Here is an 11,735-nt window from a genome sequence, read left to right as displayed (position 1 = left end):
AAGGGGCAGCTTATGCCAGCAGGAACTATCACGCTCACGACCAACTCGGCTACCGTTAAAGGCGTGGGTACGGCGTTCATAACAGAACTGAAGCCCGGTGATTTTGTTGTAGCGGTTGTCGGTGGCATTACGTATACACTGCCGGTGAAAACCGTCGATAACGCGACACAGGTGACGCTAATCCGCGTCTACGATGGCCCTACGCAAGCCGGAGCAGCATGGTCAGCCGTGCCGCGTGAAACACAGAACTCAATCACCGCTCAGCTCGTCGCTGAAGCATCAAGAGCGCTGCGCGGGCTGAACTATGACAAAGACAACTGGCAGCAGGTATTCAGCGGCACGGGTAATGTCACGGTCAAGTTGCCCGATGGCAGTGCGTTTACTGGCCCGGCATGGCGTGGTTTTACAAACCAGCTTTCTGAAAAGCTTAGCAAGTCTAATAACCTTGGCGACGTTGATAATGCCGCTACTGCTCGCTCAAATCTAAAGCTAGGTACTGCAGCCACGGCCAATATTGGAGCTAACAAAGACCAGGTGATGTTAAATGCTGCATGGGGGTTGGGTGGTGGTTGGTCAGGCTATCAAGGGTTCTCGCTAAATAATATAAACGATATTCCAGGGGTGGTAGGCGAACGTGGCCTCATTGCTTTTCGCAATAATACGGCCATCAATACCGGAGGATGGGAAACCCCTGCGTGGGGGCCATCGCTCTGGTGCCGCACTCAAGACGTGTATGCCGTGCTTAACTTTGCGACTACTGAAAATCATCTATCAGTATCATGCGGTCAAACAAGCATTGGCTGGATTCGGCATAAAGTTATCTGGCATAGTCTGAATACCGTCGTTGACGGCAACGGATACCTTAAAAAGGCCTCACCGGTAACGAGTATTTATCGGGATGGTACCTGCAAAAACAATATGGAGTCGGAGGGGGTTACCTGCAAGCGGCTTGATGTAGGCATTTATCACGTTGATGGGTGTTTGGGTTTTTATAACGATAATGGTTGGAAATTCGAAGTACCCAAGGACGAAAACGGCAGTGCATTATTGTGGGTGGACTATGAAGTGAAAAAGGACGGCTCAATTATATTCAAGACGTACCACAGGACAAATGATTGTCCCATTTCTGCGTTGCAGAATAACATTGACGGTTACGCCAATGGTGACAGCATCGATATCCCTGAAGGTAAGTTTTTAATGGTTCGCCTAAACGTTCCAAACAGTCAATTCGCCGAATATGTTCCGGATGATTCAATCCCCATACCAGAGTCGGCATTAGCTGACTAAAAAGTCAGGCTAGTCAATGGATATCCAAGGCGGTCGCTGGATTGATCTGCGTGTCGAGATGCCTGGCGGCGATGAGCCAGAGTATGAGCCGAAAGTAGCCCCGGAGGTAACAGAGCCGGTAGGTGGTGAAGAACCCAAGGAGTGATAGTTGCGCCGGGAGAAATCCCGGCTTAAAAATAATGTGTACATTTAAGTGTACTTATTTTGAATTAATTTAATGGTTAAGTCTTTGTTTTTATTGATTTTTAATTAATTTGTTTGCTATATCCATTTAACTAAGGGGACACGGCGGGCGCAGTATACCCATTTTTGCGCTTGGGTTTAAGGGGCTATTGGTCTGATTGCCTGAAATATAATCGGTTTTCTCCCGTTATGCCCCATTTTCCCGATTATCCACCTTTTACTGTGCCGCGAACGGGTTGGAGAAGTTTTATTCGCGGTCTGATTTATCCGTGAGTTCCTTCCTGGGTTGATTCTCCCGTTGTGCCTTCAACCGTTCTGCCTTGGCCTTGTCACTCATATCGTTACGGATCTGCGCATGGCTGATCAGCGCGAAGATAAAGCTGCCGCCGATGATATTGCCCGCCAACGTCGGGATGGCGAACGGGTAGAAGAACTCCTGCCAAGGGAGTGCGCCGCTAAACACCAGGTACAGGATCTCGACGGAACCGACCACGATATGGGTCAGATCGCAAATCGCCACCAGGTAGGTCATCAGTACGATCACCCAGATTTTGGCAGCCCTGGCCGAAGGGAACATCCACACCATCGTGGCGATGATCCAACCCGCCAGGATGCCGTTGGCAAACATCTCTCCCGGGGTGTTATGCATGATTTCCTGTGACAAGCTGGTGAAGGCCGCACGGGTATTCTGATCAAAAATAGGCATATAGATAAATGCCAGCGCGGCCAGGCCAGTGCCGAGCAGATTCCCCAACAGCACTATCCCCCATAGGCGGAACAGAATGACGAAGTTCTTCGGCGTCGGTTTATGCATGATGGGCAACACTGCAGTGACGGTGTTTTCCGTAAACAGCTGCTGGCGAGCCATGATGACGATGATAAAGCCGAAGGTATAGCCGATGTTCTCGATAAAAAATCGGCTTGGGTCGTCCGGTAGCCGTGCGTGAAAAATTCCTTTAGCTGCCAGAGAAGCCCCCATCGACAAGCCGGCGGCCAAGGCTGACAGCAATAGCGCCAGCCAGTCACGCTCCAGTTCTTTCTCCCCCTCCATGCGGATTTGTTCATGCACGGCAGCGGCGCGCGAGGGCAGTTTTTCCTCATCGACCTCAATGGTGGATTTGCCCCGATCGTGCTCTTCGCTTTCGACCTTGACGCTGTTTTCATCGCTGTTGGCTGGACGATCTGGTTTTGTGCTCAATGGTCATTCTCCTATTGGCTGATAACTAAAGCGTAGTTGCTGATGGGGCGAAGGAAAGTGCGCCGGAAAAGTGATTAAAAAGTAACGAAATTTTAACGTTGATGATTTTTTCTACGCAATTTTGATCTGATGCGCAATATTACCCCTAATGGAGTACATCCAAGCCAGGCTGCGGGCTACGAGCGCACTGTGGCTTATGCTATGATTCGCTATCCCAAAGAAAAATATGAGTCCTCCATGCTGGAAGCCAAAAATCTTAGTTGTGTACGAGATGAACGAACTCTGTTTGACAGGTTGAGTTTTTTGGTGAGCCCGGGCGACATTATTCAGGTGGAAGGCCCTAATGGCGCTGGCAAAACCAGCTTGCTGCGTATTTTGGCCGGGTTGGCGCAGCCAGACGCAGGCGAAGTGCTGTGGCAGGGCGAAAATACGCGCCATCGCCGTGAGCAATATCATTTGGACCTGCTGTTTCTGGGGCACCAGCCAGGGATTAAATCCATGCTGACCCCGTTTGAGAATTTGCAGTTTTACCAGGCGGTTAGCCAGTCATCCGATCGTCAGGCCATCTGGCAGGCGTTGGAGCAGGTAGGCTTGGTCGGTTATGAGGATTTGCCGGTGGCGCAGCTTTCCGCCGGGCAGCAGCGGCGCGTGGCGCTGGCACGGCTCTGGCTCAGCAAATGCCCGCTGTGGATCCTGGATGAACCCTTGACGGCCATAGACAAGCAGGGCGTGTTGGAGCTGACCGCGCTGTTTGAGCAACATGCGCAACAGGGCGGTATGGTGCTGCTAACGACGCATCAAGATTTAACCGGTACACGGCAGGCGGTAAGGAAAATTCGCCTGACACAGACCAGCGCGGAGATCGCCTGATGTTCTTCATCATACTGCGGCGGGAACTGAAAATTGCCTTTCGTAAAGGCTCCGAGATCGTCAACCCGCTGTGGTTCTTCCTGATCGTGATCACGCTGTTTCCCTTGGGCGTTGGGCCAGAACCGCAATTGCTGGCGCGTATTGCGCCGGGGATTATTTGGGTAGCGGCGCTGTTAGCCTCGTTGCTTTCGCTGGAGCGATTGTTCCGTGATGACTACCTCGATGGCTCTTTGGAACAGTTATTGTTATTGCCAACGCAGCTGCCAATGACGGTGTTAGGCAAAGTGTGTGCTCACTGGGTAGTGACCGGGTTGCCGTTGTTGATCCTGTCGCCGTTGGTGGCGCTGCTGCTGTCGCTGGATGTGAATACCTGGATGGCGATGGCGCTGACCCTGCTGCTGGGTACCCCAACGCTGAGTCTGATTGGCGCTATCGGAGTGGGGTTGACGGTGGGGCTACGCAAAGGCGGTGTGCTGCTGAGTTTGCTGGTGCTGCCGCTGTATATTCCGGTACTGATTTTCTCTACCGCGGCGATAGATGCCGCCTCGATGGGGATGCCGATCGACGGTTACCTGGCCATCCTGGGCGCGATGCTGGCGGGCAGCATCACGCTGGCACCTTTTGCCACCGCAGCTGCGTTGCGTGTAAGCGTACACTAGCTGAAAATTTAATCGCGGATGAATGCCTATAAGAGCTTTTCCGTGCGCAAGACTTTCGCCGTTCTGCCATCAGGGAGCGGTTACTGAATGATTTCTTACCGTGAGCAATGACGACAATGTGGAAATGGTTACATCAATTTGCCAAGCCGGAACGGCTGTACCATGTCTGTGGCCGCTTTGTCCCCTGGTTGGGGATAGCGGGCGCCATCTGTCTGCTGATCGGCTGGGTGTGGGGCTTCGGTTTCGCACCTAAAGATTATCAACAGGGTGACAGCTTCCGTATCATGTACATTCATGTTCCGGCGGCCATCTGGTCGATGGGCATTTATGGCTCGATGGCGATAGCGGCGTTTATCGGCCTGGTCTGGCAGATGAAAATGTCCGATACCGTGGTCGCGGCCATGGCTCCGGTCGGTGCGGTGTTCACTTTTATTGCTCTGGTCACCGGATCTGCCTGGGGCAAACCGATGTGGGGCACCTGGTGGGTGTGGGATGCTCGCCTGACCTCGGAGCTGGTGTTACTGTTCCTTTATATGGGCATCATTGCGTTGTATAACGCTTTCGACGATCGCCGCCTGGCCGGGCGAGCCGCCGGTATTCTGGTGCTGGTAGGGGTGATCAACATTCCGATTATTCACTTTTCGGTCGAATGGTGGAATACCCTCCACCAGGGCTCAACCAATATGCAGCAGAGCATTGCGCCAAGCATGCGTTACCCGCTGCGTTGGGCGATCTTCGGTTACCTGTTGTTCTTTATTACGCTGACCTTGATGCGCCTGCGCAATCTGATCCTTTTCCAGGAACGTCAGCGCCCTTGGGTCGCCGAATTGGTTAGCAAGGAGCGTCAGTCATGAATGCTGCATTCAGTTCCTGGCAGGCGTTTTTCGCCATGGGCGGTTATGCGTTTTACGTTTGGTTGGCCGTGGCCGTAACCCTGCTTTCCCTGTTGGGGCTACTGGTCCACACCCTGTGGCAGCGTAAGCAGCTACTGGCCGAAGTCAGCCGCCAGGCGTCGCGTGAACGGCGTATCCGCCAGTCACAACAGTCAAAGCAATCCGCGGCCACACCGCAGCCTGTTAACTCGCGGGAGAAATCACAGTGAATCCACGTCGTAAAAGCCGCCTCTATCTGGTCATTGTCGTACTGATTGGTGTCGCGCTCACCGCCACGCTGATGCTGTATGCCTTGCGCTCCAATATCGACCTGTTCTATACCCCGAGCGAGATCCTGCAAGGCAAGGGTGAAAAGCATGAAAAACCGGAGGTGGGCCAGCGCCTGCGTATCGGTGGCATGGTGATGCCTGGCTCGGTCAAACGCGATCAGCAAAGCCTGCAGGTGAGCTTCAAGGTATATGATGCCCACGGAGCCATCGAAGTGACCTACAACGGGATTTTGCCGGATCTGTTCCGTGAGGGGCAGGGCGTAGTGGCACAGGGTGTGCTGGGGGAAGGTAATGTGGTCAACGCGCGTGAAGTGCTGGCCAAACACGATGAAAAATATACGCCACCAGAAGTCGCGGATGCCATGAAAGAGAATCATAAAAGCCCGGCCGCTACCTATAGCAGTTCGCCGGACGGGGGCAACAAGTCATGATGCCGGAACTTGGAAGTTTTCTGCTGTGCCTGGCGTTGGCGATTTCGTTGCTGCTGAGCATTTACCCGCAATGGGGAGCGGCGCGCCAGGATACGCGCATGATGGCGGTAGCCCGCCCGTTAACCTATGGTATGTTTATCGCCATCGCCCTGGCATTTGCCTGCCTGGTGTATGCGTTTATTACCAATGATTTTACCGTCTCCTATGTAGCCGCCAACTCCAACACCAAGCTACCGGTGTATTACCGCATTGCGGCAACATGGGGGGCGCACGAAGGTTCCCTGCTGCTGTGGGTGTTGCTGCTGAGCTGCTGGTCACTGGCGGTTGCCATGTGCAGCCGTGCAATGCCGCAGGATGCCGTAGCGCGTGTGTTGTCGGTGATGGGGATGATCACCGCCGGGTTCTTGCTGTTCATCATTATGACCTCCAACCCGTTTACCCGCACCTTGCCGAGTTTCCCGATCGACGGGGGCGACCTTAACCCGCTGTTGCAGGATATCGGGCTGATCTTCCACCCGCCGTTGCTGTATATGGGCTACGTGGGTTTCTCGGTGGCCTTTGCCTTCGCCATTGCCTCACTGATGGCCGGGCGGCTCGATACGGCCTGGGCTCGTTGGTCGCGTCCGTGGACTACGGCGGCCTGGGTCTTCCTGACCATGGGCATCGTGTTGGGGTCAGCGTGGGCTTACTATGAGCTGGGCTGGGGCGGCTGGTGGTTCTGGGATCCGGTCGAAAACGCCTCCTTTATGCCATGGCTTGCCGGTACGGCCTTGATGCACTCGCTGGCGGTCACCGAAAAACGCGGGACCTTCAAAGCCTGGACGGTGCTGCTGGCGATCACGGCCTTCTCCCTGTGTCTGTTGGGCACCTTCCTGGTGCGTTCCGGCGTACTGGTCTCCGTCCACTCCTTTGCCTCCGATCCGGCGCGCGGGATGTTTATCCTCGCCTATCTGGTGATCGTGATTGGCGGCTCGCTGTTGCTGTATGCCGTGAAGGGCGGGCAGGTGCGTAGCCGGGTGCAGCATGAAACCTTCTCGCGGGAAACCTTCCTGCTGGGCAACAACGTCTTGCTGATCGCCGCCATGCTGGTGGTGTTGCTGGGGACCTTGTTGCCGTTGGTGCATAAACAGTTGGGGCTGGGCAGTATTTCCATCGGCGAGCCTTTCTTCAACACCATGTTTACCTGGCTGATGGCACCGCTGGCGCTGCTGCTTGGCATCGGGCCGTTGGTGCGCTGGCGTCGTGACGAACCTACCAAGCTCTGGCGTCGCCTGGGCGTGGCGCTGGTGATCACATTAGTGCTGTCAATCCTGCTGCCTTGGCTGCTGCAAGACAGTATCGTCGGCATGACGGTGGTCGGGCTGATCATGGCCATCTGGGTGATCTTGCTGACTCTGATGGAGCTGCATGAGCGGGCCACCCACCGGCACGGTTTCTGGCAGGGGCTCAGGCACCTTTCCCGTAGCCATTGGGGCATGGTATTAGGCCATCTGGGCGTGGCGGTCACGGTGATCGGGATCGCCTTCAGCCAAAACTACAGCGTTGAGCGTGATGTCCGCATGAAAGCCGGTGATAGCGTGGAAATTCACGACTATCGCTTCATCTTCCGCGACGTTCACGATATCCGCGGTTCAAACTACACCGGCGGTGTCGGGATTATCGATGTCACCCGCAACGGTAAGGCAGAAGCCACCCTGCATGCGGAAAAACGTTATTACAGCGTGGCGCGCAGCATGATGACGGAGGCCGCCATCGACGGTGGCCTGACGCGCGATTTGTACGCCGCGTTGGGTGAAGAGTTGGACGATGGCTCCTGGGCCGTACGGCTTTACTACAAACCTTTTGTCCGCTGGATCTGGTTCGGTGGGGTGTTTATGGCGATTGGCGGCGTGCTATGTATTCTTGATCCGCGCTATCGCATGAGCAAAAAACTCAAACGTGAAGCCAAACAAGGGGGGCAGGCATGAACCGCAAACTGTTATTTATTCCGTTAATCCTGTTCCTGCTGTTGGTGGTGGCTTTGTTGGTGCAGCTGACGCGTAACGCCGGCGGGGAAGATCCCACCATGCTGGAGTCTGCGCTGATTGGTAAACCGGTGCCGACCTTCAAGCTGGAATCCCTGGAACATCCAGGTAAAACCTTCGATCAGGCGGTGCTGCGCACTGGCAAACCGATATTGTTGAACGTGTGGGCGACCTGGTGCCCCACCTGTCGGGCAGAGCACGAGTATCTCAATACTCTGGCGGCCAAAGGCATCCGCGTAGTCGGGCTAAACTATAAAGACGATCGCCAGAAGGCGGTGGTGTGGCTCAATCAGTTGGGTAACCCTTATGCGCTGAGCCTGTACGACGGCGACGGCATGCTGGGGCTGGATCTCGGCGTGTATGGCGCACCTGAGACCTTCCTGATCGACGGTGAAGGCATTATCCGCTACCGCCACGCCGGGGACATGAACGAGCGTGTCTGGCAGCAGGAAGTGTTACCGCTGTACCGTAAATATGGGGGCGACGCATGAGGCTGATAACCTTACTGGTGGCGGCATTGCTAAGCTGGAGTGCTGCTGCGGCTATCGATACCTACAAATTCAATTCGGTGGAGCAGGAACAGCAATACCGTGAGTTGACCGAACAGTTGCGCTGCCCTAAATGCCAGAACAACAGCATTGCCGATTCCAACGCCATCATCGCGGCGGATATGCGCACCAAGGTGTATGAGCTGATGATGCAGGGGCAAGACAAGCAGCAGGTCATCGACTATATGGTGGCGCGCTACGGTAATTTTGTGACCTATGAACCCCCGGTGACGCCAGCAACCTTGATCTTGTGGGTCGGGCCGCTGCTGTTTGTGCTGATTGGCGGGGCGGTGGTGATACTGCGCACTCGTCAACGGCGGGCGGGCGTAGTCAACGAGGAATTCTCCGAGCAGGAGCAGCAGCGTCTTGCGGCGTTGTTGAAAGAGACTGACAGGAAGAAACCCTAATGGCTTTTTGGCTGATAATTATAGTGCTGTTGGTCGGTGCGAGCGCGTTGCTGGTCGTGCCTGCGATGCGCCAAGGCAAAGAAAGTACGGCGGCCAGCCGCGATACGCTCAACAAGGCGTTCTACCAGGATCGCCTTGACGAGCTGGCACAAGATGAAGATCAAGGGGTAGTTGCGGAACGCCCGGAGCTGGTCAAAGAGCTGCAACAGAACTTGCTGAACGATATTCCTGGGCAACCGGATGAGCAGCCTGCACGGCCTATCAATCGTTGGGCTTTAGTGCCTGGCGTGATGGTGTTGGTGGTGGTATCGGTTGGCTTTTATCTGAAAACCGGCGGTTTGGCTCAGGTTATGGCCTGGCATCAGGTAGAATCCCAAATGCCGGAACTGCGTGCGCGGGTGGCGAATGAGCGTGCCCAACCGCTGAGTATGGAAGAGATCGCCCGTCTTGGCTTGGGTTTACGCACCTCGTTGCAGGACGATGACAGGAACCTGAACGACTGGATGATGCTTGGCCGTGTCGGGATGGCGTTGAATAATGCCACCACCGCGACCCAGGCTTTTGCTCGAGCTTACAGCCTGGATCCGAGCAATATGGAAGTGCGCCTGGGCTATGCTGAAGTGCTGACGCGCTCGGGCGATCCGGAAGACAACAAGCAGGCCACCGCAATGCTGCGCACCATGGTGGCAGAAGATCACACCAACGTGCGTGTACTGAGCCTGTTGGCGTTCAACTCCTTTGAGCAGGGCGATTACCAACAGGCGATCGGTGCCTGGCAGGTAATGTTGAAACTGTTACCTGCCGATGACCAGCGTGTTGCAGTGATAAAGCGCAGTATTGAACAAGCAAAAGTTCAGGTGGGCGCAGAAACTGTTAAACTCTCCGTCACTGTCACGCTGTCGCCAGAGGCGGCAAAAGCATTACCACAACAAGGAACGCTGATCGTTTCGGTTACCGATGGCACCAACCCGGTGCCGGTAGCGGTCAAGCAATTGCCACTGAGTCGTTTCCCGCTATCATTCACATTGGATGACAGCAACGCCATGATGCCTGAGCGGCTGCTATCGGCTCAGCAGAAGGTGAAGGTGCACGTCAGGCTGTCACAGGATGGTTTGGCAACGCCACAGGCGGGCGACTGGTTTGGCGATAGTACGCTGCAAGCCTATAGCGGCAAGGAACAGGTCAGCGTTCAGATTGATAAACAGGTTCCCTGATAAAAAAGAATCCAAGGGTTTTCATGGAGATAAATATGAACTTTCGCCTGACTGGGCTGGCTTTCGCAACGGTGTTATTGGTAGGCTGTGCCAGCTCGCCTGGTGACGATCCGCAAGGGCGTTCCGACCCTCTTGAAGGGTTTAACCGGGCGATGTTTAACTTCAACTATAACGTGATGGATCCCTACGTGCTGCGCCCGGTTGCGGTGGCATGGCGTGATTACGTCCCGATGCCTGCGCGTAATGGCTTGAGCAACTTTACTTCCAACCTGGAAGAGCCGGCCAGCATGGTGAACGAATTTCTGCGTGGTAACCCTTATCAGGGCATGAAGCACTTCAACCGTTTCTTCCTCAACACCCTGTTGGGGATGGGCGGGTTGATCGACGTGGCCAGTATGGCTAACCCGAAACTGGCGCGTGAAGAACCACGCCGCTTCGGTGGCACCTTGGGGAACTACGGCGTAGGTTACGGCCCGTATGTCCACTTACCGGTCTACGGCAGCTTCACTATTCGTGAAGACGGTGGCGATTGGGCGGATAGCGTTTATCCGGTGCTGAGTTATCTCACCTTCTGGATGTCGGCGGGGAAATGGGTAGTGGAAGGGGTTGAAACCCGTGCTCAACTGCTGGATTCCGATGGGTTGCTGCGCAACTCTTCCGATCCCTATGCGATGGTGCGTGACGCCTATTTCCAACGCCATGACTTCCTGGCGAATGGCGGGGTGCTCAAGCCGCAGGAAAACCCGAATGCCAAGGCGATCCAGGGCGATCTGGACGAGATCGACTCCGCCAACTAAGGATTGTTCTTTCAACTTATCCTGTGGTGAATACCGTTTGAAAAAGGATCCCGGAAGTGTAGGGATCCTTTTTTATTTATGTAAATGATAATCATTTTTATTGATGATTTTCTGGGATGGCGCGGCAGTAAATGCTAAAATCTGCGCCAGGCGACTGCCGCTGGTGACTTGGAAGGCAGAGCCCGTGGCTTGGGAACCGGCTTGTGTGGCACAAGGAACGTTTATAGCGGATTGCAGCATCATCTTTACCGCGTTTTGTACCCTCTTTCCTGCCGGTTTTCTGCTGCCGCGATATTTTCGCTGTGATGCGCACGGAGAACGCCAATATGGACCTACTTTCTTCAGGCAATGCCCCTTTCTTGATCGCTCTGCTCCTGCTGCTGTTTATCGGCGTGCTGGAAACGCTGGCGGTGTTTCTCGGTGCTTCCCTTTCCAGCCATTTCGATGCGGCTATAGACTCTCATCCGGATATTACCCTGGGTGAGAACGTTTTCGCCCAGGGTCTGAGCTGGCTGCATATCGGGCGCTTGCCGCTGCTGATCATCATCGTGCTGTTTCTCGGCGGTTTTTCACTGAGTGGCCTGATACTGCAATGGCTGGCAGGCGGTGAACTACCGGTGTGGCTGGCGGTGATCGTTGCCTTTATCGTCGCTGTGTTCAGCGTACGCTGGTGTGGCCGCGGCATTGCTCGCTACTTGCCACGTGACGAAAGCAGCGCAGTTTCCACAGACAGCTTTATTGGCCGGATGGCAATTATGACCAGCGCAACGGCCACGGCTGGCTCCCCGGCAGAAGCCAGGTTGACTGACGAGCACGGGCGTACCCATTACATTTTGATCGAGCCGGATGAGGAGGATGTCGCCTTTGTGCGTGGAGCCAAGGTGCTGGTTACGGCGCGCATCTCCGGATCCCGCTTCAGCGGCAGCGCCAACCCTTGGCCGGACCTGCTGTGAAC

The 11,735-nt window shown here is 55.0% G+C and carries 15 protein-coding genes; 13 read left to right on the top strand and 2 right to left on the bottom strand.

All coding sequences use genetic code 11. The features are described 5' to 3' along the window. The first annotated feature begins 12 nt into the window (after positions 1-12). A complete protein-coding gene (locus tag KGP26_RS19435; protein WP_223664463.1) occupies positions 13-1,287 on the top strand; it encodes a DUF3430 domain-containing protein in 1,275 nt (424 codons plus the stop codon). 16 nt (positions 1,288-1,303) lie between these two features. Next, positions 1,304-1,432, top strand: coding sequence for a hypothetical protein (locus KGP26_RS30320; RefSeq protein ID WP_256461533.1), 129 nt, complete (start codon positions 1,304-1,306; stop codon positions 1,430-1,432). 285 nt (positions 1,433-1,717) lie between these two features. Here the strand turns inward: KGP26_RS30320 and KGP26_RS19430 are convergent, their stop codons facing one another. Beyond that, complete coding sequence (locus KGP26_RS19430; protein ID WP_223664462.1) at positions 1,718-2,668, bottom strand: formate/nitrite transporter family protein; 951 nt, start codon at positions 2,666-2,668, stop codon at positions 1,718-1,720. A 237-nt stretch (positions 2,669-2,905) separates the two neighbouring features. Here KGP26_RS19430 and ccmA point away from each other — a divergent pair, with 237 nt between their 5' ends. From ccmA to mlaA, 10 genes are all read left to right on the top strand, one after another. Then, the gene (gene ccmA / locus KGP26_RS19425) at positions 2,906-3,538 is read left to right on the top strand and encodes a cytochrome c biogenesis heme-transporting ATPase CcmA (protein WP_037375630.1); all 633 of its coding nucleotides are present in this window, start codon (positions 2,906-2,908) and stop codon (positions 3,536-3,538) included. Continuing rightward, entirely contained in the window at positions 3,538-4,197 is a 660-nt protein-coding gene (gene ccmB, locus KGP26_RS19420; protein WP_223664461.1) for a heme exporter protein CcmB, read from the top strand. Before ccmA ends, ccmB begins: the two co-directional genes overlap by 1 nt. A 116-nt stretch (positions 4,198-4,313) precedes the next feature. Beyond that, positions 4,314-5,051 carry a heme ABC transporter permease gene (locus KGP26_RS19415; protein ID WP_021806073.1) on the top strand — a complete coding sequence of 246 codons (738 nt, stop codon included), beginning with the start codon at positions 4,314-4,316 and terminating at the stop codon, positions 5,049-5,051. Further along, a complete protein-coding gene (gene ccmD, locus KGP26_RS19410) occupies positions 5,048-5,299 on the top strand; it encodes a heme exporter protein CcmD (protein ID WP_021806072.1) in 252 nt (83 codons plus the stop codon). Before KGP26_RS19415 ends, ccmD begins: the two co-directional genes overlap by 4 nt. Continuing rightward, on the top strand, positions 5,296-5,790 hold the full coding sequence (gene ccmE / locus KGP26_RS19405; RefSeq protein WP_021806071.1) for a cytochrome c maturation protein CcmE: 495 nt from the start codon (positions 5,296-5,298) through the stop codon (positions 5,788-5,790). Before ccmD ends, ccmE begins: the two co-directional genes overlap by 4 nt. After that, positions 5,787-7,757: a heme lyase CcmF/NrfE family subunit gene (locus KGP26_RS19400; RefSeq protein WP_021806070.1), complete on the top strand. Its 1,971-nt coding sequence runs from the start codon at positions 5,787-5,789 to the stop codon at positions 7,755-7,757. The genes ccmE and KGP26_RS19400 overlap by 4 nt, the downstream gene beginning before the upstream one ends. After that, the gene (locus KGP26_RS19395) at positions 7,754-8,305 is read left to right on the top strand and encodes a DsbE family thiol:disulfide interchange protein (RefSeq protein ID WP_021178627.1); all 552 of its coding nucleotides are present in this window, start codon (positions 7,754-7,756) and stop codon (positions 8,303-8,305) included. The genes KGP26_RS19400 and KGP26_RS19395 overlap by 4 nt, the downstream gene beginning before the upstream one ends. After that, positions 8,302-8,769 carry a cytochrome c-type biogenesis protein gene (locus KGP26_RS19390; RefSeq protein WP_021178626.1) on the top strand — a complete coding sequence of 156 codons (468 nt, stop codon included), beginning with the start codon at positions 8,302-8,304 and terminating at the stop codon, positions 8,767-8,769. Before KGP26_RS19395 ends, KGP26_RS19390 begins: the two co-directional genes overlap by 4 nt. Further along, a complete protein-coding gene (gene ccmI / locus KGP26_RS19385; protein ID WP_021178625.1) occupies positions 8,769-9,983 on the top strand; it encodes a c-type cytochrome biogenesis protein CcmI in 1,215 nt (404 codons plus the stop codon). The genes KGP26_RS19390 and ccmI overlap by 1 nt, the downstream gene beginning before the upstream one ends. 35 nt (positions 9,984-10,018) lie before the next feature. Beyond that, positions 10,019-10,780 (top strand): phospholipid-binding lipoprotein MlaA, encoded by a 762-nt coding sequence (mlaA, locus tag KGP26_RS19380; RefSeq protein WP_021178624.1) that lies wholly within the window; start codon positions 10,019-10,021, stop codon positions 10,778-10,780. Positions 10,781-10,852: 72 nt separating this feature from the next. Here the strand turns inward: mlaA and KGP26_RS19375 are convergent, their stop codons facing one another. Beyond that, the gene (locus KGP26_RS19375) at positions 10,853-11,023 is read right to left on the bottom strand and encodes a hypothetical protein (RefSeq protein WP_021806069.1); all 171 of its coding nucleotides are present in this window, start codon (positions 11,021-11,023) and stop codon (positions 10,853-10,855) included. A gap of 83 nt (positions 11,024-11,106) precedes the next feature. Here KGP26_RS19375 and KGP26_RS19370 point away from each other — a divergent pair, with 83 nt between their 5' ends. Beyond that, entirely contained in the window at positions 11,107-11,733 is a 627-nt protein-coding gene (locus tag KGP26_RS19370) for an OB-fold-containig protein (protein WP_223664460.1), read from the top strand. The last annotated feature ends 2 nt before the right edge of the window (positions 11,734-11,735 follow it).

Origin of the sequence: Serratia sp. JSRIV002 (assembly GCF_019968725.1) — a bacterium.
In the GTDB taxonomy this organism is placed as follows: domain Bacteria; phylum Pseudomonadota; class Gammaproteobacteria; order Enterobacterales; family Enterobacteriaceae; genus Chania; species Chania fonticola_B.
The sequence above is the reverse complement of the archived record's forward strand: the minus strand, read 5'-3'. Positions and strand labels throughout refer to the sequence as shown.